The organism is Nonlabens tegetincola, assembly GCF_002117085.1.
GTDB classification, from domain to species: Bacteria; Bacteroidota; Bacteroidia; order Flavobacteriales; family Flavobacteriaceae; genus Nonlabens; species Nonlabens tegetincola.
This window is the reverse complement of sequence record NZ_CP019342.1, coordinates 618,383-641,797: the sequence shown is the minus strand read 5'-3', so window position 1 is coordinate 641,797 and position 23,415 is coordinate 618,383. Positions and strand designations below refer to the sequence as shown.

Sequence of the window (23,415 nt, the reverse complement as noted above, 5' to 3'; positions counted from 1 at the left end):
ATTCATTTTATTTCCACATATCATTACCCAATAGCTTAAAGTCCATACTATCACTTATAAGTTGGAATTCAGGTTGACTAGTTCTATTTTGTAATCTTCCATTTAAAGCTATATCATCTAAACATGCTTTTAATAAAGGCTCGTTTTCATCACCTAATTCACCTAAATTTTCAAAATCCTCAAGTAATCTGATGTCAGGAGCAAGACCATCAAAATAATCTGTCACTCCTGCACTATTAACACTTTTTAAAACTAAAGGTTGCATGGCGTACCTGTGAGAAGGATTAACATTATTAAATGAAAAATCTGGGCTGTCGTATAAAGTAATACTGGCTTGAAATTTACCTGCTGTATCGTCACCTACTTGAACTACATCTATATAAGGGTCTAATCCATTTATGACAAGTTCACTCGCACTAGCACTGCTACCTGTGGTAATTATATGTACCTTGTCTAGATTAAGTGTATTTAATGCGTTGTTATTAATAGTTGTACGTCTAAAGAAATTAGTAAGTCGTTCTGGATTATTATCTAGAAAAAATTGTTGTACATCTGGATTCCATTCTTCGGTTGAAAAAACATCACTAGTTGGGTTACCAGATATCATACTAGCAAGAGTGATCGCACTATTGACCGATCCGCCACCATTATATCGCAAGTCCAATACTAAATGTGTAACACCTTGAGCTTGGAAATTAGCAAATACATTATTTAAATCCTCATCAAATTGGGATAGAAAACTAGTATACATCAAATAGCCTATTTTTTGGGATCCTTGATCTATGACCTTAGATAATAAAATAGGATTCTCTTGAAGTACCTGTTTATTCAATGCGATTGAATTTCCAGTTGATGTTGTCGTTCTACCTGATAATGTAGCCAGGTCAATACTGTAAGAATCTTGCGACAATAAGGTTTGAAAGTTATTTCGTGTAAGTCGTATGCCATTTATCCCGTTAAAAACCATTCCTCTGGTCACACCTTGCAAATCGGCATCAGAATTAGGCTGAACGTATCTTACATAACCAAAGATGTCGGATGCACTAACATCTTCGGCCACGAGACCAAATTCCATTCCATTGCTTAAATTTTGGCCTGATAACACATTTTGTAGGACTACATAATCTTCAAAAATGACACTAAATTTATCTACATTTTCTGGTTCAAAAATCAAGGAATTAAAAAAGGATTCTGGCGTTGGGAATTGTGCATGATATTCTTCTAGGTCTGCTACCGTCGCAAATCGATCGTTATCTAAAACAGGCACATCGGCTTTGTATAAGTAGAAAGCGTTCATACCTCGATAAATAAAATTTTTAACCGTATTGCCACTGGCAAAAACATCATCGTTGTCATCAAAACACGCAGTTACAGATACTGCCAATACCAGTATTATCAAAAGCTTTTTAATATTCATTCTCATCAATTTGTAGTAAATGTAAGTAAAAGTAATCACAAAAACATTGCCATAAATTTCTCCTTGAACCTGTATATTTCACCTAATTTTACTTGAAACCACCTATCATTACAAAATCAACAATCTATCTTTCAATAATTTACATTTTTTTTATTTTCATTTTGTAACAATGTTTGAAGGTCCTCGTCATGATAATAGAACCACAACAATGAACCAAACAACTTTTGTAAATACTTTTAAAGAAGTACAAAACAAAATGTACTTTCTCGCTAAAAGACTTTTAAGCTCTTCTGATGAGGCTGCAGATGCCGTACAAGAAGTAATGGTAAAGCTTTGGGAGAAAAAAGACAGCTTGAGTTCTATCAATAATAAAGAGGCTTATGCCATGCAAATGACTCGTAATTATTCATTAGATAGACTTAAAAGTAAACAGGCCAGTCATCTTAAAATTGTTCATAACAATTATGAGTATGATGAACGTAATGCTCAAGAAGAATTAGAACGACGGGCACAGGTTAAACTGGTACAAAAAATGATTAAAGAACTACCAGAACAGTATAAAACGATTCTGGAATTAAGAGATATTAAACAGTATGATTTTGAATCCATCGAACAAATAATGGGAATGAAATCAACAGCTGTTCGAGTAAGTTTGAGTAGAGCTCGTAAAATGCTCAAAGAAAAATTAGAGTCTCATTTTAAAGCAGACATAGCATGAACGAATTATTACAAAAATATTGGGAAGGCAATACCTCTTTAACCGAGGAGCAGCAATTGAGAGACTATTTCAATTCAAATGATATAGCTCCAGAACACAAAATGTATTCTGCCATGTTCAAAACTTTTGAAGATGATGCTGTAGAAGAGGTTATTGAATTTGACGCTTTCGCGAAAGCGATACCAGCACATTCAACTAGTAATGAAACAGGCTTTTCTAATTGGAAAGGTCTAGCAATCGCCGCAGGATTCTCATTTCTAATAGCAGTTGGCGCTGGGTTTTATTCTTATAATCAAAAAGCAGATTTAGGAACTTACGAATCTCCAGAAGAGGCCTATGCTGCAACAATGGATGCACTGAAATTAGTCAGTGAAAAATTTAATAAAGGAAAAAGTAAACTGGCACCTGTTAAACATGTTAATCAAAAAACAGAACCCATTATACAATTAGTAAAATAGAAAACAATCACAATCACAAAAAAAGTACAACAATGAAAAAGTTATTATACCTAGCAGTATTTATTCTAAGTGTAACCTACACAACTGCTCAAAACCTAGATGCCATGGGTAATCTTAAAAACACATCAGAAACAGTGGTAACGAGTGAAATGTTTGGCCTAATTGCAAACATTGACTTTAATTCCCAAGATGAAGAGGTTAAGGAGATGAAAAAGATGATAGATAAGCTTACTGAATTACGTGTGTATGCTACTGATAATCCAGAAAGTGCTACTCGTATGGCCACAATGGCAAATAAATACATCGAATCAAAAAAGCTAGTTAAATTGATGCATGTTAAAGAGGATGGTCAATTATTTACATTCCACATGCGCAAGGGTAGCTCTGATAAAAAAATACGCGAATTGGTAATGCTTATCAATAATGTAAATAGCGATGAACCAAATGCCGTATTTCTTGTTATCACTGGTGACCTAGATCTAGATCAAGTTTCAAAAATCACTGAAAAGCTTAATGTTCCTGGACAAAAACAGATTGAACAAGCCACTCAGGAGTAAAACACAATTAACACCTCTTGTAGAAGATTACAAGAGGTGTAATTTATAAACCATTAAATCAAACAACTATGAAAAATTTAATCAAACTTATAGGAACTAGTTTATTCCTTGCTCTTGCCTTGGTTTCCTGTGAAAAAGAGGATAGCTTACAAAAATTTCTTGTTGATACTCAGGAAAAGGACGGATATCTGTCCACAAGTGTACCTAAGGGTATCGTAGGTTTTAAAATGGATAACATGAGTGAAGATTCACAAAAAGCCTATGAATCCATTAACAAAATTAATCTGGTAGCACTACCTAAAGATGCTAAAAAAGTAAATTTTGAAGAAGAAAGAGAACGCTTAGATAAAATTCTTAAAAGTGATTCTTATAAAACATTGATGAGACATAGTTCTGATGACATGAAAGTTCATCTAGTGTATGAAGGAGAAAAGGATGCTATCGATGAGGTTCTAGTTTACGCAGATATGCCTAAAGTAGGAATGGGACTTGCCCGAATCACTGGTGACAATATGAATCTTAATGACATCATGAAAATGATGAAAGAGCTAGAAAACAGTGATCTTGACGAACAAAAGGTAAAGAACATGCTTGAAGGGTTTGGGATTAAAACCGATAGCGATAACAACATTGATGAAGATAGTATTAAAGAAGCCCTAGAAAATAGCGGTATTAATATTCAGTAGATTAGAAATAATTCACTTGTAAAATCCTCTTCTATAAAAGAGGATTTTTTTTTACGCTCTACTTTTTGAAACTAACTAATTAAAGATGCTTTACTTGTATATTTGCAGCCTTTAAAAACAAACAACATATCTTTTCATAATTGATCAGGACGATGCAAAAGGAAATTTGGAAAATATGTGAATCTCATAAAATTGTTTAGTAATGAAAGCAGGAATTGTAGGATTACCTAATGTTGGAAAATCAACCTTATTCAATTGTTTATCAAATGCCAAGGCACAAAGTGCCAACTTCCCATTTTGTACTATAGAACCTAACGTAGGTGTTGTTAATGTACCAGATCCTAGATTATCAAAACTCGAAGAACTTGTACAACCAGAAAAGGTAATTCCTGCTACTGTAGAAATAGTTGACATTGCAGGTTTAGTAAAAGGAGCCAGTAAAGGTGAAGGTTTAGGTAATCAATTTTTAGGGAATATTAGAGAGACCGATGCTATTATTCATGTTTTAAGATGTTTTGAAAACGATAACATTGTTCATGTAGATGGTAGTGTAGACCCTATAAGAGATAAGGAAACGATTGATATTGAACTTCAATTAAAAGACCTAGAAACTGTAGAAAAAAAGCTAGAAAAGGTTAAAAGGGCTGCAAAGACTGGTAATAAAGAAGCTCAGAAAGAACTTGCAATACTAGAACAACTTAAAGAAGCTTTAGAAAGCGGTACTAGCGTAAGAGCTGTTGAAATTGATCAAGACGATCGTGATGAATTTGTAAAACCGTTGCAACTTATCACTGATAAACCTGTACTCTATTTGTGCAATGTAAATGACGATGCTGCTGTTTCGGGTAACGACTATGTTGAACAAGTTAAAGAAGCCGTGAAAAATGAAAATGCCGAAGTACTTGTACTTGCTGTTGGAACCGAGGCCGATATAAACGAGTTGGATGATTATGAAGAACGTCAAATGTTCTTAGCTGATATTGGTCTTGAAGAGCCAGGAAGTGCAAAATTGATAAGATCTGCTTATAAATTACTCAATCAACAAACTTATTTTACAGCTGGTGTAAAAGAAGTAAGAGCATGGACTGTCAATATAGGAGCTACTGCGCCACAAGCTGCTGGAGTTATCCATACCGATTTTGAAAAAGGATTCATTAGAGCCGAAGTAATCAAATATGACACTTACGTAGAATACGGCTCAGAACAAAAAGTGAAAGAAGCTGGTAAACTTAAAGTTGAAGGTAAGGAATACATCGTTCAAGACGGTGATGTAATGCATTTCCTATTCAACGTATAAATCTTTACTAATTATATATTGAAAGGTAATTACTGAGGCTCATTCAGTAATTACCTTTTATTTTTTAGAATATTTACGTTTTCGTAATAACAAGAAGATAGCTGCTAGTAGAGCAACAAAAACTAATGGTATCATTACATTGATTAATTGCCATTGTAATCGATCATCATACGTTTTTTGAACATCTAAAAATGGAATAATGATATCCTTATTCCTCAAGGAAATCAAACCTGAATCATCCAACAAGTAATTGATAGTATTCATTAAAAACTCCTTATTACCAAAACTCATTCCCGTTTTTATATCATATCCTAATTCTTGAACCTGTCCAGCAATTATTTGATTTTTCATTATATCACCGTCAGAGATAAGAACTAATGCACCAGATTTCCCATAGTCCAAATGTTCTTTCAACATGATAGGTTTCACTCTATTTCTATAAGCACTTTTGAAATTTCCTTGAGCTAGAACTGCTAGCGGTTGTTGAGTTGAGTTGAATGCCTGGGAATTAATAGGCTTTTCTATTTCGTTTAAACTCACAGCAGCAGGTAGCGTGACTAGTTGAGTAGCTTTTGAAGTGGTTAGTAAAACCGTTTTCTCAATATCATTTTTTAGGGTATCAATAGTTCCAGCATATTCAAACTTTACATCCTCAAGATTTTTTATGATTGATTGAGCTATTTGAGTCGTATCTGTCGTAGAATTTGAAACAGGATAATAAGGCCATGGGAACGCTTCGTACTGAGTGTTTCTACCTTGACCTACTGCTAGAGCTATAGGTGCAAACTTTTCATCACGAACTAGTCCAGTTTTTAATCGCAATCCATAACTAAATAGCATTTCGTCAATATTTAGAGACCTAGGAAGAGCATACGCTTTAGCTTGGGAATTACTTAGGCTGTCATCCTCCATAATAATCGGGTCTATAGCCATAAGCATTTTTCCGCCATCTATTAAATATTGATCTAGTATATATTTTTTTATTTCACTGTAAGGTTTAGTAGGTTTAGGAGCAACCACCAGATCGAATTTTTTAAGACTATTTAATACCTTTTGTGGCTGAACACTATCATTGTCATTTAAAAATTCAATAGCATAAGGTGCTGCCTTGTAGTACGATTGAATAGACTGTAAAAAATCTTGTAGTTGCCTGTCAGTAAGATTACCACTATCACGTAAAACGGCTATCGTTTTTGACTTTTTGGTTGAAACTCTTTTAAGGGCATCTATCAATTGATATTCTAACTGTTGAATACTGGAGTTTACTCGCTCTTCTGCACTTGCACCAGCTACCGATTTTAATAGTGGAGTGACCACTTGTTTTTCATTATAATAAAACTTGGCATAAGGAAATAAAAGTACCTTGGTATTTTTACCAGCTTCCTGCACGCTTGCAACTGCTGGTTTCATACCTTCTTGTGCTAGTTGGGCCGCAACTCTATCTGTTTCATTTTGATTCAAGTCGGCTATCGGGTTAATAAACTCGAATTTTAGATTTGAATTGATGTTAGACAATTCTTCTAGTAATTGCCTGGTTTCTAATTTCAATTTTCTAAATTCAGCCGGTAGATCACCATCTAAAAGAACTTGAACATACATAGCTTGGTCAATACTTGTAAGCAGCTCTTTGGATTGCTTTGATAAAGTAAATCTTTTATCTTTCGTAAGGTCTAACCTTTCATGATATAAAGAATTAAGTATTATTAATCCTACTATTATCAAACTAGGCCACAGTATATGTTTTAATCTGGATTTCATATTACTTCCTCTTACGTTTTAGGGTTAATATGTTTTCGCTTAAAGCGAAAAAGAATACACAAATTACTATGAAGTAAGTTACATCTCGAGTGTCTAGAACGCCTCTGGAAAGGCTAGAATAATGATATTTCATACCTAATGACTCTACAAAATCATTACTAGATAATTGACTGGCTAATCCTTCAAATCCGAAATACATAACAAAACTTAAGACTGCAGCTAGAAGAAATGCTATTATTTGATTACTGGTTAAACTACTAGCAAATAATCCTATCGAAACATAGCTAGCTGCTAATAGTAAAGCTCCCAGATAGCTACCTAAAACACTTCCTAAATCAATATTAAATTGCGGATTACCTAACCATCCTAAACTTAGGATATACAAAATGGTAGGAACAAGCGCTACTAAAATCATTAGAAAGGAAGCCATAAACTTACCACCGATTATTGCTCGCATGCTTAATGGACTAGTATATAGCATTTCCATTGTTCCTAATTGAAGCTCAGTTGTAAAACTGCGCATAGTTATGGCTGGAATTAAAAACAAAAACAACCAAGGTAATAAACTAAAAAATGGTGAAGCATCAGCAAATCCGTAGTCCAACAAATTAAACTCTCCTCGAAATACGAATAATACTAATCCTAAGATCAATAGAAACAACCCTATAATCAAGTAACCCGTGATGGACGAAAAGTATCCATTCCATTCCTTTATAAAGATAGCTCTCATGACAAACTTACTTTTTTAAGCACTGAATATGCAGTTGGAGGCTGGGCAAACATTTCTTTTGTTTTAGGCCAAACTTCCTTAAATAACGTAGATTTCCTGTATTTATTTAAATACTCTTCTGAATCCCAATAACTGTAAGTAAAAAATCTTTCAGGCTCATTTATATCTTGATATAATTCTAAAAAGGTACAACCTTCTTGATTACGTATTTGTTCTTTATAATGATCAAACATGGTTTGGAAGCTAGAAATATGTTTTTCTTCAAAAACCATCTGAACGATGCGTACTATCATGATTCAAATTGTATTGTTACTGGTGCGTTAATTTCTAAACCAAAAAGACTGCTAGCACTACCTACTGTGAGCGGATTACTTTTATAGGTAGCTAGTTCTAGATATCCTGAATTATTAAAGAGCGCTAGTCCTTTACCATCTGGTTTATTCGATTTTCCGTTCTCATCATATTTGACGATTTCAGAGTATCGATTATAAATTCTATTAAATTTTTGATCGCGTGCTTGTAGAATAAAGTTCCTACCCTTTCCATAACTTTCAAATACGTCACGAGATATGTTTGTAATTGCATTACCGTAATTATCTATAAATATCACTTTGCCCCTTATACTTGTACTATCATTAGATAGAATAGGAAGAATTCCAGGTAAGCTTTTAAGCTCATTTATTGGTTCTCCTATTACTTCCAAAGTACCACCTCGTTTAATATGACAGGCTACCTGAACAAAGGCATCCAAAACCGTAAAATTGGAATAAATTCTATCGTGAATATTTATTACTACCGCTTTTGTTGGTCTAAACTTCTGTAAGATAAACGATAAAACTCCATTGTCTGCACATACGAAATAATGATCATCTAATAGAGCTGCGATGTGAGGACTCTCAGGAGTATGCTCTGCATCTACTCCAATTACATGCACAGTACCTTTTGGGAACTGCGAGTAACTCGTATAAATCATAAATGCAGCCTCGTCAACACTAAATGGAGTAACATCGTGGGATATATCTACAATACGTGCATCAGGAAATTGAGAATAAATAGCCCCTTTAACAGCTCCTGCATAAGGATCTTTATATCCGAAATCTGTAGTCAAGGTTATAATGGGCATAGGTTAGCGAGATGTAGCTGCGTTTAATTGATAATATTTTAAACTTAAACTAAGGTCAGTTTCAAGAAATATGTGTAATTTTCCTAAAGCTTAATTCAATAACAAAGCTATAAAATTAATCACGCAATAGCTTATAAAACTGAATACATTTGAACGAACTTATAATTGATCTCTCCGAAACTAATCCATCTGACTTTTTTGGTGTCAAAAACAAGAATCTTTCTTTTTTAAAGAGGCATTTTCCAAAACTTAAAATAGTTGCACGTGGCGGCACCATGAAGGTATATGGTGACGAAGAACAGTTAGAGGAGTTTGACAAGCGTATGGAGATGTTGTTAACTCATTTTTCCAGATACAATGCGATTGATGAAAATGTGATTGAAAGATTACTAATGACTGATGGCGCTAGCGATTATAAGTCGGAAAAAATTGATGATGTGTTGGTTCACGGTAACCGTGGATTATTAATAAAACCAAAAACAGATAATCAAAGAAAACTTGTAGATCTGTGTAAAAAGAACGATCTGGTTTTTGCAATTGGTCCAGCCGGAACTGGAAAAACATATATAGGCGTTGCAATGGCTGTCAAAGCTTTAAAAGAAAAACAAGTAAAGCGCATTATAATAACAAGACCAGCTGTTGAGGCTGGAGAGAACTTGGGTTTCTTACCTGGTGATCTCAAAGAGAAGTTAGATCCCTATATGCAACCTATCTATGATGCATTACGTGATATGATTCCTAATGAAAAATTAGGTTCGCTTATTGAAAAAGGAACCATTCAAATTGCACCATTAGCTTTCATGCGAGGTAGAACTTTGGACAATGCATATGTTATCCTAGACGAAGCTCAAAATACAACTCATGCACAAATGAAAATGTTTTTAACTAGAATGGGTAAAAACGCAAAATTCTTTGTGACTGGTGATCCTGGACAGATTGATTTACCTAGACGTGTCATATCAGGTCTTAAAGAAGCCTTATTAATTCTTAAAGAAACTGAAGGAGTAGGAATGATGTATCTAGACGATAAAGATGTCGTAAGGCACCGATTAGTGAAAAAGGTGATTGAAGCTTATAAACATATTGAAAATCGCAATTAGGATTTTAAGACAGTTCTTAAATCGTAATCAGCAAATTTTTTCATGTAAGCCTTGACTGAACTTCCATAGGCGTCTTTATTATTACGTCTACCTTTAGTTCTAAAAAAACGCTTTACTCCACCAGGTCCAGATAAATGCGCTGCGGCCAGTGCTCCACTTGTTGTAACCTTTACTCCAGCGATCTCTTTACCTTCATATTCCTCAAGAAAATCTTTCAAAACTTTATAGTTATAGTTTAGATTCTTGACAAATATTTTTTCTTGAAGAGATGGTGAGTTCAAAAAGTATAAAGTATCATTCACACCTAATTGCTCGAGGGTAGATTTTCCAAATTGATATTTACCTAAGTACCCTAAGGAATTTACCTTATGATATTTACCTTGTGACTCTTTAAATGCCAGCGCAGTTCTGAATGCATCAAATCCTCTTTCACTTTCAATTGGGAAAGAAGTCTCCTTTGCTTTTTTTACAGAATGCTTAGGTCCCATGGTATGAAAACCATAAGCTATAAATTGCTGAGGCTCTCGATTGACTGCAATTTTAGTTTCTTTATCCAGTAGGTTTGCTCCTACATTACTCATTGTCATGAGTGATATTCCTATTATTAAGGAATACATTAACACATTTAATAAACGTGTATTCATAAAATTTGATTTCGGTATGTTACTGTCACCCCTTACCTATTTCGCGGTGCAAATTTACGACTATATTTAGATTAAAAGTTAAATACTTCATAAACAGATTTTTAAGTGTGTTACTTATTGTTAATAAAAGCAAGTATTTGTGTCATATTTATAGCCCTTAAATTCAGTGTTATCAGTAGTTTCCCAACGACTCAATGAATTAATGTGTAGAATTTTACACTGAAAAAAGATTCCTGTAAAAAACAAAATAAATTTATTCACAAACCATTATCGCAAACGTTGTAGTTGTCTTATTTTTGCAAAAATTAAAACTAAACCTTTTTTCCATGAGCCAAATGGACACCTACGAGAAAGAAATTGCTTTTCAAACAGACCGACGTCGTGCCGCTGTAGCCTTCATTAAAGCTGTTAGTGATTTATGGTATGACAAATCAATAGAGTTAGTACTTTTCCGTAATCAACTAATCGATCGTAACGTAAGCGAGATCATCAATTTACATGAGTATGCTGGTGAGTTTGTTCAAAAACCTATCTCGGTATTTGATAGTGTTGAAATTGCGCAAGCAATTTTACAGCTTAATTTACCACCTGCCAAGGTAGATATAGGTAAGCTTACCTACGAGTATCATCTTGAAGATAATGAAATACAAGATGCTACTAGTTTTGTTGCAAAAAAATTAGGAGACGCTCAAAATCAAGATAACATCACACCAAAAGATGTTGTTCTTTACGGTTTTGGTAGAATAGGTAGATTACTTGCTCGTGAATTGATGACCAAAGCAGGTAAAGGAAGCCAGTTGCGCCTAAGAGCTATTGTTACTCGTGGAGAAATATCTCAAAGTGTTCTAGAAAAAAGAGCCTCTCTTCTTGCACAAGACAGTGTGCATGGTGATTTTTCTGGTACGGTAAGTTATAGTGTAGAAAATAAAGCTCTAATCATTAATGGAACAACCGTTAATATGATAAGTGCCAATGCTCCAGAAGATATTGATTATACAGAATACGGTATAAACGATGCTTTAATAATTGACAACACAGGAGCTTTCAGAGATGATGAAGCTTTAGCACGTCATCTGAAGGCAAAAGGAGCTCAAAAAGTATTACTTACTGCTCCAGGTAAAGGAATACCAAATATTGTTCATGGTGTGAATCACCTAGAAAACAATCCTGATGAAATAGACATTTTCTCTGCGGCAAGTTGTACAACAAATGCTATTACACCTGTTTTAAAAGCAGTGGAAGATAGCTTCGGAGTTGTTAAAGGACACCTTGAAACCATTCATGCTTATACTAACGATCAAAATCTTGTAGACAATATGCACAAGAAATACCGTCGTGGTAGAGCTGCTGCACTTAATATGGTAATTACTGAAACTGGTGCTGGTAAAGCAGTAAGTAAGGCATTACCTAGTTTTGAAGGTAAATTAACATCAAACGCTATTCGAGTTCCTGTTCCTAATGGTTCTCTTGCTATCCTTAATTTACAACTAGAGAATTCTACAAGCAAAGAAGCCTTAAACGCAACCATGAAGAAATATGCTTTAGAAGGTGATCTTGTTGAACAAATAAAATACAGTATTGACAACGAATTAGTATCTAGTGATATAATTGGATCAAATGCTCCTTCTATTTATGATTCAAACGCAACAATAGTTGATGATTCAGGGAAGAATGCTGTTCTTTACGTATGGTATGACAATGAATATGGATATAGTCACCAAGTTATAAGACTGGCTAAATACATTGCAAAAGTTAGAAGATTTACTTACTATTAGTAGATTAGAAGCTATTATGAATAAAGCCCAACTTATTAGTTGGGCTTTTTGCTTTTAAATATTTGAGCTGCTTTGGTATAACCACCTTGATCGCCATCGACAAAATGCACATGATAATCATCAAGCGCGGTTACAAAACAAGAAAGTACACTTGTATTACTTACATGATAACCAAAGGTTATTTGTCCACTTTCTTTAAGTTGTTCCAGTTTCTTTAATAGTTTTTCACGTTGGATAGAGCTTCCAGTAATAACAGTATTAATTGAACCATCAATCATCAATGATTCGGTATGTAGGGATAGTTCATTTAAATATCGTTGTCCTTCTTTGCTATTTTTTAAATAAAATTTGCCTATCAAAATTCTCATGATAGACTTTGTCATTTCTAACCAACTCATCGAAGAAAACTTCATCAAAACTTCATCTTTCAATTGTTTAAGATTGTCTACCATATTGAGCCTTTCTGGAATAATAGGATGCCTCATACCATATTCACCATAAATTTCGTCTAGTAATCGTAATACGTTACTGTAAATGTCACTTTGCCACTCAGTCTTGGTAGCATTAATGATTAAAGTTAAAATCTCATTATTGGTTTGTGGTGGCTCGATTTTATCCCATTTACATTCCATCCCATTAAGATTAAGATTAAAGGGAAATGAAGATAATTGGATTTCACGGTTGTCTTTCTTAATACTTGTCTCTGCGATTTGGAGAGCATCTCCTAAGACAATTGGAGAAACATGTAACTCATTCAATCTTACTTTAGTAATCTTAAGAACTGCTCCTTGATTATATAATTCTTTAAGCGGCCTAGAATCAACTCTTAGAAAGAAATCAAAATTGTCCTTACAATTCTGTTGGTGTAAGACAAGCGCATGCAAACATTCGTCTAATAATGGCTCGGGAACCATAATAGTAGCACCATCACCGCCAAAGAAAAAGGGAATTGAAATTTCACGCTCTCTAGAAATATTAAGGCATGCCACAATACAACCAGTGGCAGCTAGGTTAACCAATTGATGTTTTCCGGCTGCTACGGCTGCCGATGAGTTTTGGACATCGGTCACTATAATATGCCAGCTTTCTGGCACAATCTCAAATAAAGATTCATCTGCCAGCACATCATGAACAGCGTCATAATAAACGTATAGATTTTTATAAAAATCAACATCAGCCATAATCAAACCTAACTCTTTTTCTCTAAAATGAAATTAAAAAACATGATAAAAGCGACTGAATACGTACCGTTGTTGATAAAAGAACTACTCACAACGCTATTCTTAACAATAACTTCATACTAAGGATTTTACCTTTGCAGCATAATTCCCTCTTTATGAAATATGTATACACACTGTTTGTGTTTTGTTTCGCTTTCGCGAAAGCGTACTCACAAGTAGTTATCAATGAACTTGATACAGATACTCCAGGCACAGATGACATGGAGTTTGTGGAGCTTAAAACAGACAATCCATTTCAATCATTAAATGGTTATGTATTGGTGTTTTTTAACGGAAGTACTAGTACCTCTAGCGGTCAAGGAAGAAGTTATTATACCGTTGATCTAGATGGATTAACTACCGACAACAATGGATTAATAGTTCTAGGTAGTTCTCAAGTATCTCCAGTTCCAGATAGATTACTAGCAGAATCAAACATACAAAATGGAGCTGATGCGGTGGCAATTTATCTGGGTGATGACACGGACTGGCCAGATCGTACTTTTGCCAATCAGACCAATTTGATAGACGCATTAGTTTATGAAACAGATGATGCTCTTAATCAGAATTTACTTAATTTACTGGGTGAAACCGTGCAGTATAATGAAAATGAGAATGGTAATAAGCTATCAGAATCTATTCAACGTAAAGCCGATGGAACCTTTGAAGTAAAACCTAGTACACCTCATTCTCTTAACGATACGACCACACCTAGTTATACAGGTGTAAGTTATACCACTAGTAGTGCATCTGTCGATGAAGGATCGTCGGTTGATATCACTTTTACCCTTACTCAAGCATCGAGCAACTCATTTACCCTTAATTATAGTTTGAATAACGCAGGTTTTGATACCAGCGATTATACAGGAGTTACACAAGTAACCTTTGCGCCTGGTGTAACTTCTGTAACAGAAAGTTTTACCATTATAGATGATGTTGTTGATGAAGGTGATGAATTCATGCGTATTAATATTCAAAATAGTCTGCCTGTAGGTTTCAAAAGGTTGAAGGATAACGAGACTGTATTAATAGTTGACAATGATTTTCAAATAGCAAATTACGGTACACCACTTCAACCTACATATGGTATAGTTAATAGCACCGCACCATCAAATTATTACGATAGTTTAAATAATTTATCAGGAAACACTCTTGAAACAGCTATTACTAATTTAATCGCAGATGAGAATACCGTACGCATTCATACTTACGATGACACCATAGAAATTTTAAAACAAGCGGATGTTTCTCCACTTAATTCTAATAAAGTGTGGTTACTATATTCTGAAGAGGATCGCAGTGATATTCTGTTTCAAACAGGAAGTAGTAATGTAGGTAGGTGGAATAGAGAACATATTTACCCAAGATCTAGAGGCGGCTTTTTTGAAATTGAGTATGATGAGACCATCGACGGTATGTCTGCCTGGACTCCTACAAATGCCGACAGTTTAAGACATGGTCAAAGCGATGCTCATCATTTAAGAGCTACCGACGGACCAGAGAATAGTCAACGTGGTAATAAAGACTATCCTGAATATAATGGTCCTAGTGGTTCACAAGGCAGTTGGCATGGTGATGTAGCTAGAGCCATTTTCTACATGACGCTACGCTATAACGGGTTAGACGTGGTAAATGGAAATCCTAGTAATTCTACCAGTGGTCAAATAGGCGATCTTGCTACTTTATTGCAGTGGCATCGTAATGATCCACCAGATGATTTTGAAATGAACAGAAATAATGTAGTCTATAACTGGCAATTCAATCGTAATCCGTTTATAGATTTGCCCGATCTAGTGGAATACATATGGGGTAATCAATCTGGTCAAACGTATTTATTGAACGAGGATGAGGTCAGTTTTAATGAATACATCATTTATCCTAATCCTTCACAAAATAGTTTCCTAATTCAAACTACTACACCTATTAAAGAAGTTGCTATTTATGATGGCACTGGAAGATGGATACAAAATAAAACTGTAGAAAACAATTCTACTATTAATCATAACTTACAAGCTGGAGTTTATTATTTAAAAATCACATCTACCGAAGGGAACACCAGCACTATTAAACACATAGTAAAATAGACTAATCTTAGGTTATAAGATAAAAAGGCTCTTGAATGATCAAGAGCCTTTTTAATATCAGTTTAAATGGAATTATTAATCCCACTTAGATCCAAAGAAATTTGATCGCCCCTTTTTCTTTGATTTTCCTTTACTACTATTCCCTTTTCTTTTACTTGGGAATTCAACTACCTTATCATCTTTATTGGGTCTAGATCCTGACTTATCAAAGTCTGATCTCTTTGAACGTCCTTTAAAAGAACCATTATCGTTTTCACGCTTCTTTCCACCGCGACCTCGATTTCTATCACGACCACCTCTCCGACCTCTATCTCTAGATCTTCTTACCTCACCTTTGTGTTCATTGCATCGTAATTCACGTCCATCGCGTTGTGCTCCATCTAGAACTTTCATAAGTGGAGCAACTTCTTCACTTACGTCAATAAACGAATGTGCACCTTCAACTAGAATTCTTCCAACTTCTTTTCCTTTTATTCCAGTAACATCACAAATAAAACCAAGAATAGCACCTTTATTAACGTCGTCTTTACGACCTAGGTTTAAGAAGAATGTTTTCATCCCTTCTTCTTTACCATTAGTTTTATAACCTCTATCCTTACCAGAATCTCTATCACGTCCCTTGCTGCGATCATTTACATCAGTAATAGAAGAGCGCTTGTAAATACTTTCAAATTCACGACTCAAGAATTTCATTACCAATTGTTCTTTGGTAATACCTTCAAGTGCTGCCATAACGCCATCTACTGTTTCAACATTCAGTTTCTTGTGTAGATCTTGAACAATAAGCTGTTCTGTCCAACGATTAATACGCTTATCGGCTATGTCTTCAATCTTAGGAATTTCACCCTTTTCAAAGTTTATTCCCAATTTACGTTCTAGAAATTTAAGTTTACGAGTATCTCCTTTGGTAACAAATGCCATAGAAACACCCTTTTTACCAGCACGTGCAGTACGACCAGATCGGTGTGTGTAAAATTCTGGATCGTCTGGTAGAGCAAGGTGAATTACATGAGTAATATCATCAACATCAATACCTCTTGCAGCAACATCGGTAGCAATAAGAAGGTTTATATTTTTATCTCTAAAGCGCTTCATCGCTGCATCTCGTTGATGTTGCGACATATCACCGTGTAAAGCTTCGGTTGAGTAACCGTTATTATTTAATTGATCGGCTACATTTTGCGTATCGCGTTTTGTTCTACAAAACACTACACCAAACATATCCTGATCATAATCTAACATACGACGCAATCCTTCAATCTTGTCACTTGCTTTAAGTTGTACGTATTCATGAGAAATATTTGTATTTACAATATTCTCACGATTAACCTTAACTTCCTGTGGATTGTTCATGTAGGTATTAACGATTTGCTTGATCTCACGTGCCATAGTAGCACTGAACAACCAAATATTTCTACCCATATCACTCTTAGAAAGGATGTAATCGATATCTTCCTTGAATCCCATGTTAAGCATTTCATCGGCTTCATCAAGCACCATGAATCTTAAGGAATCTAGGCGTACTTCCTTACGTTTCATTAAGTCCATCAAACGACCTGGAGTAGCAACAATTACTTGCGCTCCTCTTCTCAAATCCTTGATTTGACCCATTATATTAGCTCCTCCAAAAACGGGTACAATTTTCAACTTACCCAATTTGGAAGACATTAAGTCTAACTGCTTACAAATTTGTTGTGCTAGTTCACGAGTAGGTGCTAGAATAAGCGCCTGTGTATCGTCTGACGATGTGTCCATGAGCTCTAGTAATGGAATACCAAAAGCTGCTGTTTTCCCTGTACCGGTCTGCGCCAGACCTATAAAATCTCCATCATGTTGTAACAAGATGGGAATCGCTTGCTGTTGAATCTCTGTTGGATTCTCAAACCCCATTTCAGCAAGGCCGTCTAGTAACGGCTGTGATAGCCCTAAGGCTTCAAAATTTTTCAAATAACTTGTTTTAAATATTTTGCAAAAGTAGTGTTTTAAATTACTATTACGCACACTTATTGATATTTAACTATTAAGAAGGATTTTATATTTAACTTATTGTGCTTTCATACCTTTGCCCTACACTATTAGATATGAAACTTACCATTTTAGGATGTCACAGTGCTACACCTAGAGATAACGCACGACCTACTGCACAAGTATTGGAACTACGAGGCCATCTTTTTTTAATCGATTGTGGAGAAGGAACTCAAATGGCCTTACGTAAAAACCGAATAAAGTTTGCCCGTATTAAGCACATTTTTATCTCTCATTTGCATGGTGATCATGTCTACGGTCTTATAGGTTTAATTTCTACATTTTGTCTTTTAGGGCGCGAGTCTGATTTGACGATTTATGGACCTAAAGGAATTAAGGAACTTATCCTACTACAATTGCGACTTGCTAAGGTGTATACTAGTTTTGATTTACGCTTTCGCGAAAGCGTAGAAAACAAAGAAACTTTACTATACGAAGATGACCTACTAACTATACACACCATACCACTAGATCATAGAGTTTTTACGCATGGATTCTTATTTCAAGAAAAACCCGGCGATAGAAAATTAGATGTTGCAGCTTGTGAAAGCTATGGTATCGATCAAGCTTATTATCGAAAGATAAAACAAGGTTTTGATTTTGTGCTTGATAATGGTGAGGTGATACCTAATGTTGAACTGACTACTGATGGTGATGAGCCAAAGAGTTATGCTTTTTGCAGTGATACAGTTTATAAAGAAGATATTGTTCCACAAATACAAGGTGTAACAGCCTTATACCATGAGAGTACTTTTTTAAAATCTCATGCTCATTTATGTGACAAAACAAAACACTCTACCGCCGAAGAAGCTGCAACTATAGCTCTCAAAGCAAATGTAGAAACCCTTATACTGGGACATTATTCATCCAGATATGGTGATTACAATTTGTTTAAAGAAGAGGCTCAAACTGTTTTTAAGAATAGTGAGCTTGCTCTAGATGGAAAGGTTTTCCAATTTTAACCTCTACGTCGCTCTAATAATATCATCATCATTAAACTGAGCATGACTCTTATTTTGTCATCTTGATCGATCTCTGATATTTTGTTTAAACTAAACTTGCGACCAAAAAAAGAAGGTTCTTTCACTAGCTCTACTACTGGACTTCCATTTGATACGACCGTTACATCATAAGCTGGATTAAACAAATATCCTGTAAAAAAACCGAGTACAGGAACTTCTCCTAGCAAGCCATCTAGGAAGCGTGTCATTGCACTGCGCTCTTTTATTATATATTGTGGTTGGTTATTTTGATCTACGATATGATACTCTGCCTTCCACATTGAACGCCAGCCTTTACGAGCAACCTTACCAATTACCCTACCGTTGGGATCAATCATGGAATAAGCTGTACTCCAATCCAACCATTTGTCTGCCTTTATGTTATAAAGAATTTGTGTTCTACTCTCATCGGTATAAACATTGACCGATTCTTTGAGCTTAAACATTTTTTGTCTTACATAAGCGACTGTTTTGCCAGTAGCATCTGTAGCGACAAAATCATTACTTATGGTCGAGATTTTGAACTTGAAATTTATAGGGAATTGGATGTTCTGCATGATCTAGTTTTTGGTTGTGATTGAGTTTTTTGATTAACTTTCTATTTAATCTTTAACCACTTCTAATTTAGCAAATCTTAGGAGTAACTTTTTAATACCACCTATTTTAAAATTAATTTCAGCTTTTTTCTCGCCACCAGCTCCTTCAATGTTTAAAATCTCACCACGACCAAATCGGGCGTGCTCCACTAAAACTCCTGGTTGTAGAGCGCCTAGGTCATTAATAGGTGTTGCTTTATTAGATGCGCTAGCCACTGGACGCAGTTTTCTCAACTTTCTTAATTGTTCTGGACTAGGATTGTTAACACTAGGTGGCGTACCGTTTTTGGGTTTTGATTGACGTAATTTTGACTTGTCTGGTTCATCCCACAGATGATCGCTAAGTGAACTTTTAAAACGATAATCATCAGGTGGTGTGGTGTATTCTAAATATTTATCATCAATGTCGGTAAGAAAACGACTAGGTTCTGCATCAACTAATTTTCCCCATCTATATCTACTTAATGTGTATGTGAGGTAAGCTTGATGTTCGGCACGAGTTAAAGCTACATAGAATAAGCGTCGCTCTTCTTCTAGTTCTTCTCTGGTATTCATACTCATAGCACTAGGGAATAGATCTTCTTCCATACCAACGATGTATAAATAGGGAAACTCTAAACCTTTTGATAAGTGAATGGTCATAAGAGATACTCTATTTGTATCACCTTTATCATTATCCAGGTCTGTTGCCAGCGCCACATCTTCTAGAAATTCTGCAAGAGATCCACGCGCTTCATCGACTTCTTTTTGTCCTTCGACAAAATCACGCATACCATTAAGCAATTCTTCTATATTTTCTATTCTAGAAATACCTTCTTGAGTACCGTCTTTCTTAAGCTCGGTGAGATAGGCACTTTTTTTAATAACATGTTCGGTTAATTCAAAAACATTGCTAGTCTCTTCCATTACTTGGAAACTTTTAATCATGGTAGCAAAGTTTTTTAGCTTGGTTCTAGTTCCTGTATGAATACCAGCTCCTATTTGATCAATATTTTCTATAATTTCAAAGAGACTGCGACCATAATTTTTTGCGGCAACTACAATTTTATCCATTGTAGTAGCTCCTATACCTCGAGCAGGATAATTGATTATGCGTTTAAGAGCTTCTTCATCTTTTGGATTAACGATTACTCGTAAATAAGCTAGTACGTCCTTAACTTCTTTACGTTGATAGAAGCTTAAACCTCCATAGATTCTATAAGGAATATCTTTTTTACGCAGTGCATCTTCTATTGCTCTAGATTGAGCATTTGTCCTATATAGAATTGCAAATTGATCGTTATCTAATTGATGTTGCATCTTGTTTTCAAAGATGGAACTCGCAACGTAACGACCTTCTTCGGCATCACTCATTAATCGGTGTACGATGATTTTAGGACCATCTGAATTTGCTGTCCAAACCACCTTATCCAATTTTGTTTTATTGTGTTCAATTACCGAGTTTGCAGCTTCCACAATATTCTTAGTTGAACGATAATTTTGTTCAAGTCGATAAGCTTTTACATCATCATAATCACGTTGAAAATTCAGAATGTTATTAATATTTGCACCTCTAAAGGCATAGATGGATTGAGCATCATCACCAACTACACAAATATTTTGATACTTATCAGAAAGGGCCTTTACTATCAAATACTGTGAATGGTTGGTATCTTGATACTCGTCTACCAGAATATATTTAAATCGTTCTTGATATTTGGCTAAGACTTGTGGAAACCTATTCAACAATTCATTTGTCTTAAGTAACAAATCATCAAAGTCCATGGCTCCTGCTTTAAAACAGCGCTCAACATATTCTTTATAAATATCTCCAAACCTAGGTCGACGTGCCATCGCATCGGCCTCTTGAAGATCGGCATCGTTAAAATAAGCTCTTACAGTTATAAGATTGTTTTTAAGTGAAGAAATTCTATTTTGAATTTGTTTGTATTTATAAACCTCTTTATCCAATCCCATCTCTTTAATGATAGCACTTACTAGTCTTTGAGAGTCTTGAGAATCGTATATGGTAAAATTTGATGGATATCCTAATTTATCTGCTTCCATTCTAAGCAGTCGAGCAAATACAGAGTGAAAAGTACCCATCCATAAGTTTTTTGCCTCACTTTGTCCGACTATATCAGCGATACGAGTTTTCATTTCTCGTGCTGCCTTATTAGTAAAGGTTAAAGCCAGAATATTAAATGCGTCAACACCTTGCTGCATAAGATAGGCTATTCGTAAAGTAAGTACACGCGTTTTTCCTGAACCTGCACCAGCAATTACGATCATAGGACCATCTTTTTGCAAAACTGGTAATCGCTGTGCATCATTGAGTTGTGATATATAATCCTCCACTTAGTATCTTTTTCTAGAACGGTTCAAGATACGAGTTGAAGGTTGATTTTAAAACCTATCTTTTAAAATTTTATACACGTTAACAACTGTAAAATCTGGGTAGCTTTTTGAATTCTTTTTTGATAATAATTTACTGCATCAAAATAAAGATACTCATCCACGAGAAAGGGTATTATAAAAAAACCGCTCTTAGAAAAGAGCGGTCTTTCAACATTACATTACTATTACTAAAACTTAATTATCCAGTTACCATTTTAATTACCTCAACATCTACTTGTGGCGACTCAAATTGATTACTGGTATTTTTTTCTCCACTAGCCTTAAGAGCCTTATCTCCAGCAAAAAATGTTTTATGATCATCTCCAAGATCAGATCCTGCCATACGTTGATGCTTCACACAACTTACCCCTTTTCTAATTTCCTGACGTTGAACGTTTTCAACATAGGCAAGCATTCCTTGAGAACCAAAATAATCTTGAGCTAGATCATTCATGTGTAACGCAGTGGTATGATAGGTAGGCAAAGTTATGAGATGATGAAAAATTCCCGCTTGTAATGCAGCATCACGTTGGAAGGTTTTAATATTTTGATCTGCTATCTCGGCCAATTCCGTATTATCATATCGTTCATCCATAAGATAATCACGATTGTAAAGTGTTATATTTTCACCATTGGCTAGCATTTGGTCATAAGCTTGTTGCCTGAAATTCAATGTCCAGTTGAAAGATGGCGAATTGTTATAAACCAATTTTGCATTTGGTACAACCTCGCGCACACGCTGTACCATATGGGCTATTTGCTTTACGTTAGGTGTAGGTGTTTCAATCCATAACAAATCTGCACCGTTTTGTAAACTGGTGATACAGTCTAACACTACTCTATCAATATTAGTCCCATCCTTGAACTTATACAAGCCATTTGCAAGTCTAATAGGACGTACTAATTTACCATCTCTCTTAAGCAACACATCGTCGTTATTTGCTTCATCTAGGGTTACTTCTTCAGTATCTACAAATGATAAGTATTGAGAAGCAAGATCACCAGGTTGTTTAGAAACTGGTAGTTTTTGAGTAAGTCCTGCTCCTTCTGAATCTGTACGAGCAACGATTACTCCTTGATCTACTCCTAATTCTAAAAACGCATAACGTATTGCTTGTAATTTTGCCACAAAGTCCTCATGAGGAACAGTTACCTTACCATCTTGATGACCACATTGTTTTGCGTCAGACACCTGGTTTTCAATTTGAATAGCACAGGCACCAGCTTGTATCATTTTTTTTGCCAGTAAATATGTAGCTTCCTCATTCCCAAAACCAGCATCAATATCAGCAATAATAGGAACCACGTGAGATTCAAAATTTTCTATCTTGTCTATAACATCTTCTCCATTTTCTAATCTTTTGAATAGATCATTAAGCTCAACGGCATCAGCCTGTTTGAGAAAATCATATATTTCTTCAATGAGTGCAGGAACTGCTGTTTTTTCATGCATGGATTGATCAGGCAATGGTCCAAATTCTGACCTTAATGCTGCAACCATCCAACCTGATAAATACAAATAGCGTTTTTGAGTTGTTTGATGATGCTTTTTTACGGCGATCATTTTTTGTTGCGCCACAAATCCGTGCCAGCAACCTAATGACTGGGTATACTTTTCTGGATTTTCATCATATTCTGCCATGTCTTTTCTCATAATCGCAGCAGTATATTTTGCAATATCTAATCCAGTTTTAAAACGATTTTGTACACTCATTCTTGCAGCATATTCTGGTTGAATTTGATCCCAAGAGTTACCGTATTGTTTTTTTAATTGTTGCACTTTTTCTAATACAGTTGTGTAGGTACTTTGTGCGCTAGTTTTCATAATTTTGCTATTAGTAAATTAATTT

The 23,415-nt window shown here is 35.1% G+C and carries 20 protein-coding genes; 9 read left to right on the top strand and 11 right to left on the bottom strand.

Annotation, left to right across the window (positions count from 1 at the left end):
- Positions 1–7 precede the first annotated feature (7 nt).
- Positions 8–1,417: a S41 family peptidase gene (locus BST91_RS03220; RefSeq protein WP_244895682.1), complete on the bottom strand. Its 1,410-nt coding sequence runs from the start codon at positions 1,415–1,417 to the stop codon at positions 8–10.
- A gap of 208 nt (positions 1,418–1,625) precedes the next feature.
- Here BST91_RS03220 and BST91_RS03215 point away from each other — a divergent pair, with 208 nt between their 5' ends.
- From BST91_RS03215 to ychF, 5 genes are all read left to right on the top strand, one after another.
- The gene (locus BST91_RS03215; protein ID WP_042278480.1) at positions 1,626–2,135 is read left to right on the top strand and encodes an RNA polymerase sigma factor; all 510 of its coding nucleotides are present in this window, start codon (positions 1,626–1,628) and stop codon (positions 2,133–2,135) included.
- Positions 2,132–2,593 carry a hypothetical protein gene (locus BST91_RS03210; protein WP_052510321.1) on the top strand — a complete coding sequence of 154 codons (462 nt, stop codon included), beginning with the start codon at positions 2,132–2,134 and terminating at the stop codon, positions 2,591–2,593. The genes BST91_RS03215 and BST91_RS03210 overlap by 4 nt, the downstream gene beginning before the upstream one ends.
- A gap of 32 nt (positions 2,594–2,625) precedes the next feature.
- Positions 2,626–3,150 (top strand): DUF4252 domain-containing protein, encoded by a 525-nt coding sequence (locus BST91_RS03205; RefSeq protein WP_085774426.1) that lies wholly within the window; start codon positions 2,626–2,628, stop codon positions 3,148–3,150.
- A 68-nt stretch (positions 3,151–3,218) separates the two neighbouring features.
- A complete protein-coding gene (locus BST91_RS03200; RefSeq protein WP_085774425.1) occupies positions 3,219–3,836 on the top strand; it encodes a DUF4252 domain-containing protein in 618 nt (205 codons plus the stop codon).
- A gap of 202 nt (positions 3,837–4,038) precedes the next feature.
- Entirely contained in the window at positions 4,039–5,133 is a 1,095-nt protein-coding gene (gene ychF / locus BST91_RS03195; protein WP_085774424.1) for a redox-regulated ATPase YchF, read from the top strand.
- Between the two features lie 57 nt (positions 5,134–5,190).
- Here the strand turns inward: ychF and gldG are convergent, their stop codons facing one another.
- The 4 genes from gldG to BST91_RS03175 are packed head-to-tail and all read right to left on the bottom strand — an operon-like array spanning position 5,191 to position 8,744.
- On the bottom strand, positions 5,191–6,891 hold the full coding sequence (gldG, locus tag BST91_RS03190; RefSeq protein ID WP_085774423.1) for a gliding motility-associated ABC transporter substrate-binding protein GldG: 1,701 nt from the start codon (positions 6,889–6,891) through the stop codon (positions 5,191–5,193).
- Position 6,892: 1 nt separating this feature from the next.
- Positions 6,893–7,621 carry a gliding motility-associated ABC transporter permease subunit GldF gene (gldF, locus tag BST91_RS03185; RefSeq protein ID WP_085774422.1) on the bottom strand — a complete coding sequence of 243 codons (729 nt, stop codon included), beginning with the start codon at positions 7,619–7,621 and terminating at the stop codon, positions 6,893–6,895.
- Positions 7,618–7,914: a putative quinol monooxygenase gene (locus tag BST91_RS03180; RefSeq protein WP_060522838.1), complete on the bottom strand. Its 297-nt coding sequence runs from the start codon at positions 7,912–7,914 to the stop codon at positions 7,618–7,620. Before BST91_RS03180 ends, gldF begins: the two co-directional genes overlap by 4 nt.
- Positions 7,911–8,744 carry an SAM hydrolase/SAM-dependent halogenase family protein gene (locus BST91_RS03175; protein WP_085774421.1) on the bottom strand — a complete coding sequence of 278 codons (834 nt, stop codon included), beginning with the start codon at positions 8,742–8,744 and terminating at the stop codon, positions 7,911–7,913. Before BST91_RS03175 ends, BST91_RS03180 begins: the two co-directional genes overlap by 4 nt.
- Positions 8,745–8,893: 149 nt before the next feature.
- Here BST91_RS03175 and BST91_RS03170 point away from each other — a divergent pair, with 149 nt between their 5' ends.
- A complete protein-coding gene (locus BST91_RS03170) occupies positions 8,894–9,844 on the top strand; it encodes a PhoH family protein (RefSeq protein ID WP_042278270.1) in 951 nt (316 codons plus the stop codon).
- On the opposite strand, the gene BST91_RS03165 is transcribed toward BST91_RS03170, so the two are convergent.
- Entirely contained in the window at positions 9,841–10,488 is a 648-nt protein-coding gene (locus BST91_RS03165) for a hypothetical protein (protein ID WP_152557392.1), read from the bottom strand. The genes BST91_RS03170 and BST91_RS03165 overlap by 4 nt on opposite strands.
- Positions 10,489–10,814: 326 nt before the next feature.
- Here BST91_RS03165 and BST91_RS03160 point away from each other — a divergent pair, with 326 nt between their 5' ends.
- The gene (locus BST91_RS03160) at positions 10,815–12,263 is read left to right on the top strand and encodes a glyceraldehyde-3-phosphate dehydrogenase (RefSeq protein ID WP_060522840.1); all 1,449 of its coding nucleotides are present in this window, start codon (positions 10,815–10,817) and stop codon (positions 12,261–12,263) included.
- A 35-nt stretch (positions 12,264–12,298) separates the two neighbouring features.
- Here the strand turns inward: BST91_RS03160 and BST91_RS03155 are convergent, their stop codons facing one another.
- A complete protein-coding gene (locus BST91_RS03155; protein ID WP_085774420.1) occupies positions 12,299–13,444 on the bottom strand; it encodes a DUF3095 family protein in 1,146 nt (381 codons plus the stop codon).
- 155 nt (positions 13,445–13,599) lie between these two features.
- Between BST91_RS03155 and BST91_RS03150 the strand changes: the two genes are divergently transcribed.
- Complete coding sequence (locus BST91_RS03150; RefSeq protein WP_085774419.1) at positions 13,600–15,567, top strand: endonuclease; 1,968 nt, start codon at positions 13,600–13,602, stop codon at positions 15,565–15,567.
- A 75-nt stretch (positions 15,568–15,642) separates the two neighbouring features.
- Here the strand turns inward: BST91_RS03150 and BST91_RS03145 are convergent, their stop codons facing one another.
- Positions 15,643–17,514, bottom strand: coding sequence for a DEAD/DEAH box helicase (locus tag BST91_RS03145; protein ID WP_052510319.1), 1,872 nt, complete (start codon positions 17,512–17,514; stop codon positions 15,643–15,645).
- Positions 17,515–17,648: 134 nt separating this feature from the next.
- On the opposite strand from BST91_RS03145, the gene BST91_RS03140 reads away from it, so the two are divergent.
- On the top strand, positions 17,649–18,554 hold the full coding sequence (locus tag BST91_RS03140; protein WP_085774418.1) for a ribonuclease Z: 906 nt from the start codon (positions 17,649–17,651) through the stop codon (positions 18,552–18,554).
- Here the strand turns inward: BST91_RS03140 and BST91_RS03135 are convergent.
- The 3 genes from BST91_RS03135 to BST91_RS03125 form a co-directional block, all read right to left on the bottom strand.
- On the bottom strand, positions 18,551–19,150 hold the full coding sequence (locus BST91_RS03135) for an LURP-one-related/scramblase family protein (protein WP_085774417.1): 600 nt from the start codon (positions 19,148–19,150) through the stop codon (positions 18,551–18,553). The two genes, BST91_RS03140 and BST91_RS03135, sit on opposite strands and share 4 nt — an antisense overlap.
- A 45-nt stretch (positions 19,151–19,195) precedes the next feature.
- A complete protein-coding gene (locus BST91_RS03130; protein WP_085774416.1) occupies positions 19,196–21,526 on the bottom strand; it encodes an ATP-dependent helicase in 2,331 nt (776 codons plus the stop codon).
- 238 nt (positions 21,527–21,764) lie between these two features.
- Positions 21,765–23,390, bottom strand: a complete 1,626-nt coding sequence (locus BST91_RS03125; RefSeq protein ID WP_042278260.1) for an isocitrate lyase — start codon at positions 23,388–23,390, stop codon at positions 21,765–21,767.
- Positions 23,391–23,415: the final 25 nt, after the last annotated feature.